The sequence below is a fragment of the Eubacterium sp. AF34-35BH genome (assembly GCF_003477765.1).
Taxonomy (GTDB): Bacteria; Bacillota; Clostridia; order Lachnospirales; family Lachnospiraceae; genus Eubacterium_G.
On sequence record NZ_QUDZ01000003.1, the window covers coordinates 85,104 to 101,879 of the forward strand.

Annotated in this window: 12 protein-coding genes and 1 tRNA gene; 3 read left to right on the forward strand and 10 right to left on the reverse strand. The window is 33.3% G+C overall.

Features of this window, described 5'->3' with window-relative positions:
• Window positions 1-7 precede the first annotated feature (7 nt).
• On the reverse strand, window positions 8-922 hold the full coding sequence (locus DWZ69_RS04055; protein WP_117998924.1) for a hypothetical protein: 915 nt from the start codon (window positions 920-922) through the stop codon (window positions 8-10).
• 111 nt (window positions 923-1,033) lie between these two features.
• On the opposite strand from DWZ69_RS04055, the gene DWZ69_RS04060 reads away from it, so the two are divergent.
• Window positions 1,034-1,105 (forward strand) — tRNA-Arg (locus DWZ69_RS04060).
• A gap of 2 nt (window positions 1,106-1,107) precedes the next feature.
• Here DWZ69_RS04060 and DWZ69_RS04065 read toward each other — a convergent pair.
• From DWZ69_RS04065 to DWZ69_RS04075, 3 genes are all read right to left on the reverse strand, one after another.
• A complete protein-coding gene (locus tag DWZ69_RS04065; RefSeq protein WP_117998923.1) occupies window positions 1,108-2,172 on the reverse strand; it encodes a DUF5688 family protein in 1,065 nt (354 codons plus the stop codon).
• Between the two features lie 212 nt (window positions 2,173-2,384).
• Entirely contained in the window at window positions 2,385-4,217 is a 1,833-nt protein-coding gene (gene typA / locus DWZ69_RS04070) for a translational GTPase TypA (protein ID WP_117998922.1), read from the reverse strand.
• 267 nt (window positions 4,218-4,484) lie between these two features.
• A complete protein-coding gene (locus DWZ69_RS04075; protein WP_117998921.1) occupies window positions 4,485-5,117 on the reverse strand; it encodes a YigZ family protein in 633 nt (210 codons plus the stop codon).
• 199 nt (window positions 5,118-5,316) lie between these two features.
• On the opposite strand from DWZ69_RS04075, the gene DWZ69_RS04080 reads away from it, so the two are divergent.
• On the forward strand, window positions 5,317-7,962 hold the full coding sequence (locus tag DWZ69_RS04080; RefSeq protein WP_158561048.1) for a transglycosylase domain-containing protein: 2,646 nt from the start codon (window positions 5,317-5,319) through the stop codon (window positions 7,960-7,962).
• A 199-nt stretch (window positions 7,963-8,161) separates the two neighbouring features.
• On the opposite strand, the gene DWZ69_RS04085 is transcribed toward DWZ69_RS04080, so the two are convergent.
• The 4 genes from DWZ69_RS04085 to spoVAD all read right to left on the reverse strand — a co-directional run bounded on the left by DWZ69_RS04085 (window position 8,162) and on the right by spoVAD (window position 12,174).
• Window positions 8,162-8,875, reverse strand: a complete 714-nt coding sequence (locus DWZ69_RS04085) for a hypothetical protein (RefSeq protein ID WP_117998919.1) — start codon at window positions 8,873-8,875, stop codon at window positions 8,162-8,164.
• Between the two features lie 109 nt (window positions 8,876-8,984).
• Window positions 8,985-10,319 (reverse strand): NADP-specific glutamate dehydrogenase, encoded by a 1,335-nt coding sequence (gdhA, locus tag DWZ69_RS04090; RefSeq protein ID WP_118436229.1) that lies wholly within the window; start codon window positions 10,317-10,319, stop codon window positions 8,985-8,987.
• A gap of 315 nt (window positions 10,320-10,634) precedes the next feature.
• Window positions 10,635-10,988 carry a stage V sporulation protein AE gene (gene spoVAE, locus DWZ69_RS04095; RefSeq protein WP_117998917.1) on the reverse strand — a complete coding sequence of 118 codons (354 nt, stop codon included), beginning with the start codon at window positions 10,986-10,988 and terminating at the stop codon, window positions 10,635-10,637.
• Between the two features lie 175 nt (window positions 10,989-11,163).
• Window positions 11,164-12,174, reverse strand: a complete 1,011-nt coding sequence (gene spoVAD, locus DWZ69_RS04100; protein ID WP_117998916.1) for a stage V sporulation protein AD — start codon at window positions 12,172-12,174, stop codon at window positions 11,164-11,166.
• 235 nt (window positions 12,175-12,409) lie between these two features.
• On the opposite strand from spoVAD, the gene DWZ69_RS04105 reads away from it, so the two are divergent.
• Window positions 12,410-13,933, forward strand: a complete 1,524-nt coding sequence (locus DWZ69_RS04105) for a sodium/proline symporter (RefSeq protein ID WP_117998915.1) — start codon at window positions 12,410-12,412, stop codon at window positions 13,931-13,933.
• 262 nt (window positions 13,934-14,195) lie between these two features.
• Here the strand turns inward: DWZ69_RS04105 and DWZ69_RS04110 are convergent, their stop codons facing one another.
• On the reverse strand, window positions 14,196-16,082 hold the full coding sequence (locus DWZ69_RS04110; protein WP_117998914.1) for a fructose-1,6-bisphosphatase: 1,887 nt from the start codon (window positions 16,080-16,082) through the stop codon (window positions 14,196-14,198).
• A gap of 234 nt (window positions 16,083-16,316) precedes the next feature.
• The gene (locus tag DWZ69_RS04115; protein WP_117998913.1) at window positions 16,317-16,775 is read right to left on the reverse strand and encodes a SpoVA/SpoVAEb family sporulation membrane protein; all 459 of its coding nucleotides are present in this window, start codon (window positions 16,773-16,775) and stop codon (window positions 16,317-16,319) included.
• Between the last annotated feature and the right edge of the window lies 1 nt (window position 16,776).

Genomic DNA, 16,776 nt, shown 5'->3' on the forward strand with positions numbered 1-16,776 from the left:
CTAATTTCTATTTGTTTTTGTTATTTTTTGAAGCTGTTGTCTGTGGCTTTGTTGTACTATTCACCTTTGTAGTAGGTGCCTGTGTTGTCACAGATGCTTTTGTTGTTGCATTGTTAGATGTATGAGATGCAGTTGTTTCATTCTTATTGTTTGAAGTTCCTGTAGTAGTCTCATTTTTCTTTTCATTTGCTTTAGCATTAATAGCATCATAATAAGCCTTAACCTTAGGATCTGATGCCTTAACACTTTCAAATTCTTCCTGAACATCTTTTAATAAATCCTGAACATCAGAATCTTTTGTAACTTTATTCATGTATTTTTGAATATCATCACCACTATCATTTTGAATATAAACATTTCCTGTTTTCTTATCCCTAACAACATATAATCTGCTAATTGCAGGAACTGTTGTGTCAATATTCTTAAGTCCCATCTGATAATATGCATAAACTACATACGTGTCATCATAAGGACCTTTCTTTGTGTAACATTCAACATCACTATATTCCGATACATAAGTTCTTTGCTTCACGCTGTTAATGTCATATAAGTTTCCAACATACTGTGCGATTATCTCAGCTCTCTTTGCGTCATCTTCAATTAAAAAAGCATTGAGATAATTTTTTACAACGTCAGTTATTTCAGGATACTTATCGTCCTGTAGTGGATTCTCAGCTACAGCTTTCTCTGCCTTTGATGGAGTATTAACAACAAAATGTCTTACTAATAAAACACCTCCAACTACAATAACAAATGCTATAACTGCTGCAATTATCATATCAAATCTAATATTTTTCTTTTTTACAGGTTGTTCTCTTCTTACTACCTGTCTGCTATCGTTTTCTACTTCCTCTAGAAGTGCATCAAGCTCTTCCTTGGATAATTTATTTTCATCTTCTTCGAAATCCTTTGGATTATCCACGTTTCACATCTCCTTTATTCAACAATTTCTCTCATAATATCAAAAATAAAACTAAAATTCAACTTAGCAGGTATTGAACCCTTCTTAATTCTAATGTAAAATAAAGGCTATGCATCTGTAGTCTAATGGATAGAACGTCGCCCTCCGGAGGCGATAATGCCAGTTCGATTCTGGCCAGATGCATTTTATTCTATCTCACCAATATCTCTTCTATACATATAAACATGGTCTGATAATACATCTACCGGATCTAACTGTCTTCGATTAACGTCCCTTATCATTTCATCAATATACTCTCTTGAGCAACTAATATCTGGAATCAAAATCACTTCATGTATCGAACTTGGAATAATGTATACATCACTATCATGTTCACTGGCAAATTTCTCTATTGCATGTGGATATGTAATGCAGGTTGCACCATTTAATTTCATAGTATTGGTCATAACATACATATTAACATCTTCTATTTTCATATTATTAACTTCTTCTCTTACTAAAGTCTTAAGTTCTCCGTAAGTGTAATCGCCGTACATCGTATCTTCACTTATTATTTCGCCATCATCACCTTCAAAACTTTCTCCAAATTCGTCTCCATATCCATTTCCATAATTACTTCCAAACTCATCTTCCACCCAGTCTTCATCTCCTAATATATCTTTTAATATCATATCTGAAATAATATCTTCCATTGGTGTAACTACAACAGGGAATTTGTCCCATGTATTTTTGAACGCAATATCCCTAAGTTCTTTTCTGGAAATTCCCCATCCTTCCAAATGTTCCTTATGAATTAATGCAGTTGCCTGACCTTCCCCATCTTCCGAAACCATTATATAAAATACAATTGCCAAATCTAAAAATTTTAAATAAGGTACTTTGTTTAATAATTCTTTGTTCATTTCATAATTAATCAACTTATAATGTATCATGGTCTTTACTTTCTCAAAATCTGCTATGTCTCTTAAATCTATATCTGCATTAAAGCTATCCATACTATATAAATACATATTAAAAATCTCAGTACATATATTTGTCATGTCTCTTCCATGCTTAAAATCTACAAAATAATTTCTTAAATATATCGTAGGTGTAGCCACCTCTTCTTTCCTTACAATACTAATGGCTTTTCTTCTAACATTGTTGTTCTTTAAAACATTTCGTACTACAACTACTCCCTCACCTAATTCCTTTTCAACAATGTCTTCAACCCCTCTTTTAACTTCCTTTACAAACTTCTCATAATTCATTACTATTCTTCCTCCGGTAAATATTAAAATATTGTCAGCTAAATGCTACTCTTACATTTTACTTTAGGAATTTAGTAATTGATTTTATTTTTAAGAATGTGTCAAAAATAACTTTTTTGTGCAATTAATTTTCAATAATAACGCAAAAATCGTGTGCGATTAAAACTCACACACGATTTTATGCTTTCCACATACCTGATAAAAATCAAATATTACTGATTCTGTTTTCTAATATTAGCTCTCTTTCTTAATGTTGGATCTAATATTTTCTTTCTAATTCTTAGGCTTTCAGGTGTAATTTCAAGTAATTCATCTGTATCAATATACTCTAATGCCTGCTCAAGACTTAATTCCTTCTTAGGCACTAATCTTAAAGCTTCATCAGAACTTGATGTTCTTGTGTTTGATAAATGCTTTGTCTTACAAACATTTACTTCGATGTCTTCAGCTCTACCTGTCTGACCTACAATCATACCTGAATATACTTTTTCGCCAGGTCCTATAAATAATGTACCACGCTCCTGAGCATTAAATAAGCCGTAAGTAATCGCTTCACCTGCTTCAAAAGCAATAAGTGAACCCTGTTTTCTGTACTGGATTTCTCCCTTATAAGGACCGTATTCATCGAACATTGCGTTCATGATACCGTTACCCTTTGTGTCAGTCATAAACTGACCTCTGTATCCAATAAGACCTCTTGATGGAATTGAGAATTCAAGTCTTGTAAATCCGTCACCTGTTGGTGCCATTCCCTGTAATTCACCTTTTCTGTTACTTAATTTTTCAATAATTGCTCCTGAGAATTCTTCAGGTACATCAATGTAACAAATTTCCATTGGCTCTAACTTCTTGCCTCGTTCATCTTCCTTGTAAATTACTTCTGCTTTACTTACTGCAAATTCGTAACCTTCACGTCTCATGTTTTCAATGAGTACAGATAAATGAAGTTCTCCACGACCTGATACTTTAAATGAATTCTTCTCATCTGTTTCTTCAACTCTTAAAGAAACATCAGTGTTTAATTCTCTCATAAGTCTGTCTCTTAAATGACGAGATGTAACAAACTTACCTTCCTGACCTGCTAGTGGACTGTCATTTACCATAAACTGCATAGAAATTGTTGGGTCAGAAATCTTCTGGAATGGTATTGGCTTTGGATTTTCGATTGAGCAGATTGTATCCCCAATACTAATATCCGCAATACCTGAAATAGCTACAATTGAACCAACTGTTGCTTCATTAACTTCTACTTTATTTAATCCTTCAAATTCATAAAGTTTGCTGATTTTTACTCTCTTTGTGTTTTCAGGATCATGATAGTTTGCTAAAACTACATCCTGATTTACTTTGATTGTACCATTATCAACCTTACCAACACCGATTCTACCTACATAATCGTTGTAGTCAATTGTACTAATAAGAACCTGTGTATCTGCTTCAGGATCACCTTCTGGAGCAGGTATATAATCAATAATTGTTTCAAATAAAGGCTTCATGTCTACATCAGGATCTTCCATTTTTAATTTGGCAAATCCCTGCTTTGCTGATGCAAATACAAAAGGACATTCAAGCTGATCTTCGTTAGCATCTAAGTCGATAAATAACTCTAATACTTCATCAATTACTTCGTTAGGTCTTGCTTCCGGTCTGTCAATCTTGTTGATACATACAATAACAGGTAAGCTTAATTCTAATGCTTTCTTTAAAACGAATCTTGTCTGAGGCATTGCACCTTCAAAAGCATCAACAACTAAAACAACACCATTTACCATTTTAAGAACACGTTCTACTTCTCCACCAAAATCAGCATGGCCCGGTGTATCAATAATGTTAATCTTTGTATTCTTATAAGTTACTGCTGTATTCTTAGAAAGAATTGTAATACCTCTTTCTCTTTCAATATCATTTGAATCCATTACTCTTTCAGCAACTTCCTGATTTTCTCTAAAAACACCACTTTGCTTTAAAAGTTCATCTACTAAAGTTGTTTTACCATGGTCTACATGGGCAATAATGGCAATGTTTCTAACATCTTCTCTAATCATCTTTTATCTCCTTATTTGTATTTATTAATCTGCTTTTTATAATATGCGTTAATTGTTAGTTTCTATAATAAACCTACGTTATATACTTTTTCAAAAGTAATTTAAAAACTCACTTTCACTAATCTGCACATAGGCATAACCTTATCTATCTTATCACAAACTTAATTTTTTTCAATCTTTTCCTATCATAACGGATTTATTTGTATTTTATTACGTTTACAACTAGCGTTTTTTCCATTATTTCTATTTTGTATTTATATAGTGAAGTTAATCAGTACATTTTTGCTTATATTCAATATCATCAACTCTGCTAAATACCGCCTGTCCGTTAGTAGCCTCTACCACCTGACTTTTAAATTTTTCAAAATTTTCTTTTGGCATTTCAATATCTAATTTAACATTTGCGCCGTACTCTTCTTTTGCTTCTATATTCATTTGTGCAATTATATATTTTATTTTTCCAATGCTATTGTAATCACACTCAACTGAGAAACTAACACCTTCGCAAACTCTCAAAAGCCGGCTGTTTTCTATTGCTGCCTTAGAGCTTTGACCGTACGCTCTTACAAGCCCACCTGTGCCAAGCAATGTACCACCAAAATATCTTGTAACAATTATAAGGGTGTTATGGATATTACCTTTTGTCAGCACTTCCAAAATCGGTTTACCTGCTGTTCCCTGGGGCTCTCCATCATCACTGAATCTCTGCACTTCATTGTTCTTTCCTATTACAAAAGCGAAACAGTTATGCCTTGCATCCCAATACTGTTTCTTAGTTTTCTCTACTATTTCTAATGCCTGTTCCTCAGAATCAACGGGAAAAACATTGGCAATAAACCTTGATTTTTTCTCTACGATTTCTCCCTGAGCCGGACCGTCGACCATGTAAAATTCTTCCATTAATGTACCTTTTCCTTTTACTTTAACTAAAATTTATCTCTGCCATTTTAACATACTTTTTTCTCCATATCCACACTGACAAATATTGCAAATCTTTTTTATCATAAAAACTAATATTTGCATTCGATTTTTGGCGACAAACTTCCCCTTTATTTAATGTATGTCTTTTGATATAATTGAACGGAATAGGAGGTTTTCTATGAATTTTGGATACAGAGAGACCATTGACAAACAAAAAGATTTAGTTTCTGTACAAAGAAAAGTGGTTTCAAAATCATTAGTTGGAGTATTAAAAGTATTTCTTTATCTTTTAGTTCTCCTTATTATTACAGTAGGATTTCTGGGCTTAGGACTTTTACATGGAATTATCAAAAGTGCCCCATCGGTAGATGATATTTCCATCACGCCTTCGGCATCAGCTACTACTGTTTATGATTCTAATAATAAAAAAATCAGTACCCTTGTAACATCTGGTTCGAACAGAATCAAGATAAGTCTGGATCAGGTTCCTGATCATTTGAAATGGGCTTTTATTGATACTGAGGACTCTCGTTTCTACGAACACAACGGTATTGATGTACAGGGTATCGGTCGAGCTGCTTTCATTGCACTTACAACAATGAATCCGTCAGAAGGTGCCAGTACCTTAACTCAGCAGGTTTTGAAGAATAATGTCTTTACTAACTGGACAAATGAAAGTTCTTTCCTTGCTTCTTTTAAACGAAAGATTCAGGAACAGTATCTTGCAGTTCAATTAGAAAAAGTCACATCAAAAGACAAAATATTAGAAACATACCTAAATACTATTAACTTAGGTTCTAATACTTTAGGAGTTGAGGCAGCCTCAAGAAGATATTTTAATAAGAAGGCAAAGAAATTAACAATTTCTGAATCAGCAGTAATTGCTTCTATTACACAGAATCCTTCTTACTATGATCCGATTTTGAATCCTAAGCATAATGCTAAAAGACGTAAAAAGATTCTTAAGAACATGAAAGCCGCAGGTCATATTACAAAGAAGGAATATAAACAAGCTTTAAAAGATGATGTTTACTCAAGAATTCAGAAGGTTAATAACAAAATTGAAAAAAACAGTAATTCAATTAATTCATATTTTGTAGATGAAGTTATTAATCAGGTTATGGCTGATTTACAGTCCATCAAAGGCTACTCATACACTCAGGCTTACAACGCAGTGTACAGTGGCGGATTAAAAATTTACTCAACACAGGATAGTGACATTCAGAAGATTTGTGACGAAGAAACATCTAATGATGCAAATTATCCATACTCAATTTATTACTCAATTAACTGGGCATGGACAGTTCAAAATCCTGACGGAACAGTTGATAATTATGATGAAAGTGATATTAGTACCTACCACAGAAAAGTTTTAGGCGAAAGCAATTATCAGTTAATCTTTTCATCAAAAGAATCAGCCAAGGCTGAAGTTGACGCTTACAAGAAACATTTAAAACAAAAGTATTACAAAAAAGGTGTAAAGAAAAAATTAGGCTACATTCAGGCTGAAACATTGTACTATAATCCACAACCTCAGGTTTCATTTACAGTAATGGATCAGAATACAGGCTATGTTAAAGCCATTGTTGGTGGACGTGGAAAGAAAAATGTAAACCTTTCTCTTAACAGAGCAACGGATTCAACCCGTCAGCCGGGTTCTACTTTTAAGGTATTAGCTGCTTATGCACCTGCAATTGACACAATGGGCTATACTCTTTCAACTACTATTGTTGATGAGCCATATAGATATTCAAATGGTCGTTCAGTTAATAACTGGTACAGTGGTTATCGTGGAACAGTAACTGTTAAGAAAGCCATCGCCGACTCAATGAATGTATGTGCAGTAAAAACAATTACAGCAATTACACCACAACTTGGTTACGATTACTTATGTAATTTTGGAATAACAACTCTTGTTGATAATCGTGTTGAAAAAGATGGTTCAGTTACATCTGATATACATCAGCCTTTAGCTTTAGGCGGTATTACAGATGGTGTTACTAACTTAGAAATGACTGCCGCTTACGCAACCATTGCTAACTTAGGAACATATACACAACCTGCTTTTTATTCACAGGTAATTGACGAAAACGGACGTGTTCTTCTTGACAGAACTACTCCTACTACTCACACAGTTTTAAAAGAATCTACAGCGGTTCTTTTAACAGAAGCAATGGAAAGCGTTGTTACTTCCGGTACAGGTACAGCCTGCCAGCTTGACGACGACATGCCTGTAGCTGGAAAAACAGGTACTACTTCAAGTGAATATGACTTATGGTTCTGTGGTTACACACCATATCTTACAGCCTCAATATGGACAGGATATGATGAAAATAAGTCATTATCAGGTGATCAGGCATTCCATGAAAGAATGTGGTCAAAGATTGTTAGCAAAATTGATAAAGTAAAAAAATACAAAAAGACAAACTTTAAACAGGGAAAAAATGTAAAAGCATACGATATATGCGATTCTTCAGGAAAAGTTGCCATTGACGGTGTTTGTCCTGAAACTCATGTTGAATATTACAAAAAAGGTAGTGAACCGGCAAAATGTAATTATCATTCAAACAGTTACACAAAATCATACAGTAACAGCAATAATTACTACACAAAGAAAAAATATTACAGTTCTACTACTACAAACGCCAGTGAGAATCAGACAACTGCTAAATCAGGAAGTAAAACAACAGCTAAGGCTAAAAGCAATCCAGATTCTAAAGGTTCTACAAAAGAAAACAATAACAAACCAACTGTAAAAGCCAAAGCTGATACAAAGTCAAAAACTTCAGGTAATTCATCAAAGAAAAATACTTCTGAAGAATAGATTCCCACTACAAAAGGCTCTAGCCAAACGGCTAGAGCCTTTTATTATATAAGCAAGATTCCAATCAGAACTCTAATTACAAATATAAAAATATCGCCATGAAATTCATTGTATATGCTTATTATTTGTTCCATATTCCCCTCTTTCTCTCTTGTTATTAAACTATATTTAAGATTTTTTCCAGTTTTATTGTTTAGTTTCATTGTTTAGCAATTGGATTTTCCGTATTCCACATTACATTCTCTTTTTTATTCTGTTTTTTCAGGAAATTATCAACTTTTTCTTTTGTAGTTTTCTTATTATTTATTCTATAAATAGCTGATTTTTCATTTGAGCTATCAGCTGTACAAATTTCACTATAATAGCACTCACCATTATTAAATTTCAATCTGCCAATATATGTATCTGAAGCACTTCCTGAACTTTCAAAAGTCCCATCTGTCTTTATATTCTTCATGCCTCTAAATGGGAATGCATAAGAGTACACTTTTCCATCTTTATAAGTTAATACAATTTCGTTTCCTGTACCTGTTTGTAAGATGACCTCTTGTTCTCCGTCAGCATCCATATCCACCTGACACCAGGATTGAATGTTTATTTTTTCAGCATTACTTTCTTTCTGGTATTCATATTTGCCCTTTGAATTTACAGTCATATAATTATCTGAATTATAATCCTTAATGTAACATTCTCTCTTTAATTCAGCATTGTAATACTTTTTCTCATTTTTAAGCACCTTTAATATTTGTTCACTTTTTTCTGTAAGATTAAAAGTTATATTTTCCTTTGTGCTTTTCGTTATTGTTGTCGTCGTTGTGTTTTCTGTTCCTTTTGCTTTGTCTTTTACATTACCACATGCCATTAAATTAATAGACAATACTCCTATTGTTGCCAATGTTATTATTCTTTTCATATTCACTTTTCTCCTTTTTAAGTATTTCATTTCTTGTAATTGAAAACAAAAGACGTGCTACCATACAGTAACACGCCTTTATTTATGTTATCATATTTGATTACAATAATTAGCAAACACCCTGTGCTTCCATAGCTTCTGCAACCTTTTCGAATCCGGCGATGTTAGCACCTACTACATAGTTGCCTTCAAATCCGTATCTCTTAGCAGCATCACTGATGTTACGATAAATATTTACCATGATTGTCTGTAATTTAGCGTCAACTTCTTCAAATGTCCATGAAAGTCTTTCCGAGTTCTGTGACATTTCAAGAGCTGATGTAGCAACACCACCTGCATTAGCAGCCTTACCACCAACGAACCAAACTCCGTTTTCCTGTAAGTATTCTGTTGCATCAATTGTTGTAGGCATATTAGCACCTTCACAAACAGCTTTACATCCGTTTGCAACTAACTGCTTAGCATCATCAATAAGTAATTCATTCTGTGTAGCACATGGAAGAGCGATATCACACTTAATCTGCCATACTCCACGTCCTTCATGATATTCAGCTGAAGGTCTTGCTGCAGCATATTCTGTAAGTCTTGCTCTCTTAACTTCCTTAACTTCTTTAAGAAGATCTACATCGATTCCTTCTGGATCATAAATCCATCCTGTTGAATCAGAACATGTAACAACCTTAGCTCCCATCTGATGAGCTTTCTGAATAGCATAGATAGCAACGTTACCAGCACCTGATACAACTACTGTCTTGCCTTCCATTGTTTCGCCATGATCTTTCATTAATTCCTGTGTTAAGTAAAGTAATCCGTATCCTGTAGCTTCTGTTCTAGCTAAAGAACCACCGTATGTAAGTCCCTTACCTGTAAGAACACCTTCATATAATCCACGAATTCTCTTATACTGTCCAAACATATATCCGATTTCTCTTGCACCTGTTCCAATATCTCCGGCTGGTACGTCTGTATCTGCTCCGATATATTTGCAAAGTTCTGTCATAAAGCTCTGGCAGAATGCCATAACTTCTCTATCTGATTTTCCCTTAGGATCAAAGTCAGAACCACCTTTACCACCACCGATTGGAAGTCCTGTAAGTGAGTTCTTAAAAATCTGCTCAAATCCTAAGAATTTAATAATACCAAGATTTACTGATGGGTGAAGTCTTAAACCACCCTTATATGGTCCAATAGCTGAGTTAAACTGTACTCTGTATCCTGTATTTACCTGTACCTGTCCATTATCATCAACCCAAGGAACTCTAAACTTAATCTGTCTTTCAGGTTCGCAAATTCTTTCAAGTAATGCTTCCCTCTTAAATTTTTCCTCGTTCTTTTCGATTACAGGTCTAAGTGATTCTAATACTTCATCAACTGCCTGTAAAAATTCTGGTTCGCTAGCGTTCTTTTCATGAACCTTAGCTAATACCTCGTCTACATATGACATATTTGTAGCCCTCCTTAATATATTTTTCTTAATCTCGTGTATTACTTTTTTTTACACTTTAACACACTAAAGAGGATTATATATTAATTTCTTTACTTTATCAAGTATTTCAAACATTAAACTTAATATTGTAAAGTGTTTTGTTTTAGAGCTTTATTTTATTAAGTGTGGACTGAATTTTTATAGCGATTACTTAATACTTTTAAGCGTACTTTATTTTTCACTTTTATGCGCAAACTTTTTCTTTTATTTTGTTAATTTTTTCACTATTTCATCTGCTATTTTTTTAATGATTTTTTACTATTTTGTCACCTTTTATTTTATTTTGGGTTTAAAAATCAAAGATGCTAAATATCCGAAAATTAACGCCCCTGAAATTCCAACTGCACTGGAAGTAAAACCGCCTTTAAACAATCCTAAAAAACCAGATTCTTCTATGGCTTCTTTCATTCCCTTCCACAGATTATTTCCAAAGCCCAGTAATGGCACTGTTGCGCCACAGCCTGCCCACTTTGAAAAAGGTTCATAAATTCCTATTGCCCCTAAAATTACTCCCAAGGAAACTAAACCTACCATAATTCTTCCAGGAGTTAGTTTTGTTTTATCAATAAATATTTGCACAATGGCACAAATAATTCCACCTACCAAAAAACTTTTTATAAATATCATTTCTAATCCTTCTTATATTTAATTAAATTTTATTTATTATATACTTTTTATTGTCACTAACCTGTACTTATTTGATCTTCTATTTTTATCTTATTTAATCTAATTTTATTCATCTTATTAACCAATTTCATTTACTGATGAGATTATAGTTAAAACGTATATATTAATTGCCATTTTAATCTGCCTCTATTTGTACTAAATGTGCAATTCCCGGAACGCTGTTTCCTTCATTAAAACTTACCGGAGACATTAAAGCACCTGTAGGCACAAACAATATCTTTTTCCAGACCTTCTTTTTTAACTGTTTAAAAATGTATGATGTTAGAATTGTGGCAGCACAACCACAGCCACTTCCTCCTGCATGTGTGTCCTGACTACTACCATCAAACATTTCCACGCCACAGTCCATATGCTTTTTGGATATGTCATATCCTTTTTCTCTTAATAAATCCATTAGAATTGTCTTTCCAACTATGCCTAAATCACCGGTTATTATTTTGTCGTAATCTTCAGGTGTGGTGTTGAAATCCTTAAAATGTCTGTACAAGGTATCTGCTGCTGCCGGTGCCATACAGGCCCCCATATTTTGTGCATCTTTTACACCATAATCCACAATTATGCCGGTAGTTATTCCTGTGATTTTTGCAAAACCTTTGTTTTTACTTACCACCACTGCGCCAGCTCCGGTTACCGTCCAGGTTGCAGCATAAGGTCTTTGATTTCCATAGGCAAGAGGAAATCTAAACTGTCTTTCTGCACTTGCAAAATGACTTGAAGCTATGGCAATTACGTTTTCTGCATTTTCACCGTCTACCGTTATTGCCGCAATACTTAACGCTTCACCAATTGTGGAACAGGCACCATACAGACCAAAGAAAGGTATTTCAAAATCCAGTATGCCAAATGTAGTAGCTATAAGTTGTCCTAACAAATCCCCTGCAAAAATGTATCTGATGTCTTCCTTACTTAAATTAGACTTAAAAAGAAGTTTCTGTATTACTTCTTTTTGTAAAAGACTCTCTGCATCTTCCCATGTATCCTGACCAAGCATTGGATCCTGTTCTACCACGTCAAATAACTTTCCCATGGGTCCTTCACCTTCTTTTTGTCCAACAATGGAAGCACCTTCCAAAATATATGGTGGATTATCAAAAGCTATGCTTTGTTTTCCCATTATTCTACCCATATTTCCATCCTCACTTTAATTTTTACTATTATTTTGCACTTAATTTTTCAATTTATTCCTATTTACTATTTTTATTAATTACTTTTTTAGTTACTATTTTAATATTTTATTAGTTGCTTTTTAATATTTTATTTGTCACTATTTTGGTTTTTACCCACTATTTTAGTGTTTTACTTGATTAAATTTCTTTTTTTTTATAGAATATAGAAGAATTTTGTTATGAGGGGAGAATTTTATGACAACATCAGAAATTGGTATTTTAATTTCTATCATTGTTTATATGGTAGCAATTATTGGAATTGGTGTTTATTATTCAAAAGTAAATAATAGTACCGAAGATTTTTATTTAGGCGGAAGAAAATTGGGACCTTTCGTTACTGCAATGAGTGCCGAAGCTTCAGACATGAGTAGCTGGCTTCTTATGGGACTACCGGGCGTTGCCTACCTTACAGGTGTTTGTAATGCTTTCTGGACTGCTGTAGGTCTTGGCATTGGTACATACGTAAACTGGTTAATCGTTGCAAAGAGACTTAGAAAATATTCTGTTATCTGTGGAGATGCAATTACAGTTCCTGACTTTTTTGCTAACAGATACAGAGACAAAAAAGTTCTTAAATGCGTATCAGCTCTTATGATTATTATATTCTTTGTACCATATACAGCTTCAGGTTTTGCTGCCTGTGGTAAGTTATTCCATTCATTATTTGGAGTTGACTATATGGCTGCCATGGTTATTAGTGCAATCGTAATTGTTGCTTATACTACTCTTGGTGGTTTCTGGGCTGCAAGTACAAGTGATTTTATCCAAAGTATTGTAATGTCTGTCGCATTAATAATTGTTATTGGATACGGAGTATATTCAGTAGGTGGTATTGATGTTGTTGCTTCTAATGTAAAAGATTTACCAGGTTACATTAATCTTAACGCAACCTTTGATGCAACAACTAACTCATCTTCACCTTATGGAATAATAACTATTTTCTCAACATTGGCTTGGGGACTTGGATATTTCGGTATGCCACATATTCTTTTAAGATTTATGGCTATTGAAGATAAAAATAAAATCAAATTATCAAGAAGAATCGCCAGCGTTTGGGTTGTTATTGCAATGGCTGTAGCAATCTTCATTGGTGTTATCGGTCACACAATGTCACAGGTTGGCGTTATTGATAACTTAAAAGATTCAGAAACAATTATTGTTCAGATTGCAAATGTTTTAAGTTCACATGGTATTTTATTTGCAATAATTGCCGGTGTAATCCTTGCAGGTATTTTGGCATCAACAATGTCAACTTCAGATTCACAGCTCCTTGCTGCTTCATCAAGTGTAACTGAAAACTTAATGGACGGAGTTTTAGGAATTAAATTATCAGAAAAAGCAAAAGTAATCGTGGCAAGATGTACAGTTATTGGTATTGCAATTGTTGCCATATTCTTAGCATCAAATCCTGACAGCTCAGTATTCCAGATTGTTTCTTTTGCCTGGGCAGGTTTTGGTTCAACCTTTGGACCTGTAATGTTATTTGCCTTATTCTGGAAACGTTCAAACAAATACGGTGCTATTTCAGGTATGGTAGCCGGCGGTGCAATGGTATTTATTTGGAAATTTGTCGTTCGACCATTAGGCGGTGCCTGGGATATTTATGAATTACTTCCTGCATTTATTGTTGCCTGCGTATTCATTATTGTTATAAGTTTACTTACAAAGGCACCTGAACAGGAAATTATTGATGAATTTGATTCAGTAAAAAATGCTTAAATGTAATTATTTAACTATTTAATAAATATAAAACTACTTCATCATTTGCTTTAAGCAAAGTGATGGAAATATAGAAAATAATATAATTTTTCACATAAAAAAGAGATGCTGTCAACACATTGATAATGATATGATAACATCTCTTTTTTATTATTATTTATTATTATTGTTTTGTTACTACTCTTTTATGTTACTGTTCTTTTTAAAATCTGTAATTAAGTCTGTTAACTCAAATTGGTTATAAACCGTTATTTATTTCTGTTTATATAATTATTCCTTCTCTATATGCCATTAGGAGCATTTCTAAATCCTTAATATTTTCAGTGATTTCTTTTCCATCATCTGTGTTTTCAACCATCACTCTATAAGGTTCCGTTTCAAAGGAATCAGAGCTTGACTCTATGTCCTTGTTTTCATTTAGCACTTTCTCTATTGACTCAAAAGGCTGGTGTGCCTTAATTCTCATACCATGGGAATTATAAATCAATGTGTACCCTGCTATTCCTGTGGTTTTCTGATAAGCCTTACAGAAACCTCCATCAATAACTATAACCTTGCCATTTGCTTTTAGCGGTGTCTCACCCTGTCCCACCTTAATTGGTGTATGACCGTTAATTATATGTGATAATGGAGAAAACAGACCAAACTCAATTAGAATCATACCTGCTGTTTTTTCTTCTTCATAATAACTATAGTAAGGATCCTTCTCCTCAAAAGCCAACTCTTCATTATCTAGAAATGTTCGCTCAAAAGTTTTTATGTTTCGACCACATAAAGGTGATTTTTTTCCACTCCAAAGATACCACATAAAATCCAAATTATTTTGATTATGCTTGCCAAAATATGCCTTTCTTGCAACGGCATCTGCATAGTCTAGAAGTTTTTTACCCTTATACAGTTTGCCATCAAACTCAACTATCTGGAAGTTTCCATCTTTATCTAAAGGAATACAGCCATGGAATAAAAGATTGTTATTACAACAAACATATATTGCCCCTTTTGAATACAAAAATTCCACATGCTCTTTTAATCTGTTACTATTTAAAAATGAGAATTTCAATTCGTTCACAACATCTTCTTCTCCAATAGAAAGTTCGTATGGATTCTCTTTTGTAACTGTTGGAAAAAGTTCGCCTTTTATTTCATATTCATTTCCATTTATTTCAACTATATTCTTTTCTTTATTAATTTTATGTAAAAGCAGTCTGTCATCCATGTTATATTCAGGATGTCTTTTTATAATCTGCCCTTCTAATTTAAGCAAAATCACCGTAATTGAATAGTAAACTGCATCTGACAATTCCATATGCGGATATGTTTCCTGGGCAAATAAAAGAAGTCTTCTTAAACTAATTCCATATCCGTTTTCTAAAACAGACATATTTTGGTATTTAATGTTATTTCTTACAACATTTGCAATACAGGCTTCCGAACCTGCTGCAGCCCCCATCCACAAAATATCGTGATTGCCCCATTCAATATCCAGTGTATGATATTTCATTAACATATCAATTATTTCGTCTGCCCTCTCACCTCTGTCAAAAATGTCGCCAACAATATGTAGTCTGTCCACAGCCAGTCTTTTAATTAAAGAAGTAAGCTCAATAATAAAGTCTTCTGCACTGTCAATTCCTATAATTGTTTCAATGATTTTCTGATGATAAACTAATTGATTATTGTCTTCATCAGGCTGTGCATGAAGTAACTCGTCTATAATATAAGCGTACTCTTCAGGCATTGCTTTTCTAACTTTGGAACGGGTATATTTTGATGAAAGAAAACCTGCCAGTTTTATAAGATTTCTAAGCGTCATTGTATACCAGTCATCATTAATGACGTCCTGCTTTTTCAAAAGTTTTAATTTCTCTTTCGGATAATAAATCAAAGTACATAAATCCTGTTGTTCTTTTGTACTTAATGTATCCTTAAAAACCATTTGAACTTTTTCTCTAATTACCCCTGAACAATTATTTAAAATATGATAAAAAGCTTCATACTCACCATGTATATCGCTCATAAAATGCTCTGTTCCTTTTGGCAAATTTAGGATTGCCTTTAAGTTAATAATCTCTCTTGATACATGTTCTTTTGTTGGATATTTTTCAGCCAACAATGTAAGATACTTTTTCTTTTCTTTTGATAATTCCATTGTTCCCCTTTTCCTGTATTACTTTCGTTAATTTATTACTGCTTTTTTTATAATACATAAAGGTTCTACAATTGACAAATATAAAAATGTTTCAAATTATTTCGTTTTTTTCACTATCTCTTTTTCCACTATTTTTTCGCTTGATATTTGTCACTATCTAAAAAATGCTCAATAATTTAAAACTAAAAACTTGTCTGACATATAATTTAATAATTTTATATTCTAATTATTCCACTATATTACATTCAGTAATTTTAATATCCAATATACAATTCCTGCAAGCCAACTGCTAAAAATTCCATATAGTATTACAGGTCCTGCAATGGTAAAAATTTTGGCACCTACACCGAAAATCTGCCCTTCTGCCTGAAATTCAATTGCCGGTGAAGCTACACCATTGGCAAATCCAGTAATAGGTACAAGACAGCCAGCCCCGCCTACTTTTGCTATTTTAGGATATAGTCCAATTCCAGTTAAAATAACACTTTCTAATATTAAAACCAAAGTTGTAAAAGCTGCTGCATTTTCTTTTTCCATCCCGAAATTCATAAAAATTTCATTTATAACCTGTCCCATTAAACATATTAAACCTCCAATCCAGAATGCATTCCACATATCCTTAAACAAATTATTATTAGGAGTTATTCTTTCTACATATTCATTGTAGGCTTTTTTCTTTTCTTCACTAGCCATA

Excerpts from the sequence above, each read along its gene's own strand:
- DWZ69_RS04065 (WP_117998923.1), bottom strand. The coding sequence starts at position 2,172 with ATGAATTATGAGAAGTTTGTAAAGGAAGTTAAAAGAGGGGTTGAAGAC.
- typA (WP_117998922.1), bottom strand. The coding sequence starts at position 4,217 with ATGATTAGAGAAGATGTTAGAAACATTGCCATTATTGCCCATGTAGAC.
- DWZ69_RS04075 (WP_117998921.1), bottom strand. The coding sequence starts at position 5,117 with ATGGAAGAATTTTACATGGTCGACGGTCCGGCTCAGGGAGAAATCGTA.
- DWZ69_RS04080 (WP_158561048.1), top strand. The coding sequence starts at position 5,317 with ATGAATTTTGGATACAGAGAGACCATTGACAAACAAAAAGATTTAGTT.
- DWZ69_RS04085 (WP_117998919.1), bottom strand. The coding sequence starts at position 8,875 with ATGAAAAGAATAATAACATTGGCAACAATAGGAGTATTGTCTATTAAT.
- gdhA (WP_118436229.1), bottom strand. The coding sequence starts at position 10,319 with ATGTCATATGTAGACGAGGTATTAGCTAAGGTTCATGAAAAGAACGCT.
- spoVAE (WP_117998917.1), bottom strand. The coding sequence starts at position 10,988 with ATGATATTTATAAAAAGTTTTTTGGTAGGTGGAATTATTTGTGCCATT.
- spoVAD (WP_117998916.1), bottom strand. The coding sequence starts at position 12,174 with ATGGGTAGAATAATGGGAAAACAAAGCATAGCTTTTGATAATCCACCA.
- DWZ69_RS04105 (WP_117998915.1), top strand. The coding sequence starts at position 12,410 with ATGACAACATCAGAAATTGGTATTTTAATTTCTATCATTGTTTATATG.
- DWZ69_RS04110 (WP_117998914.1), bottom strand. The coding sequence starts at position 16,082 with ATGGAATTATCAAAAGAAAAGAAAAAGTATCTTACATTGTTGGCTGAA.
- DWZ69_RS04115 (WP_117998913.1), bottom strand. The coding sequence starts at position 16,775 with ATGGCTAGTGAAGAAAAGAAAAAAGCCTACAATGAATATGTAGAAAGA.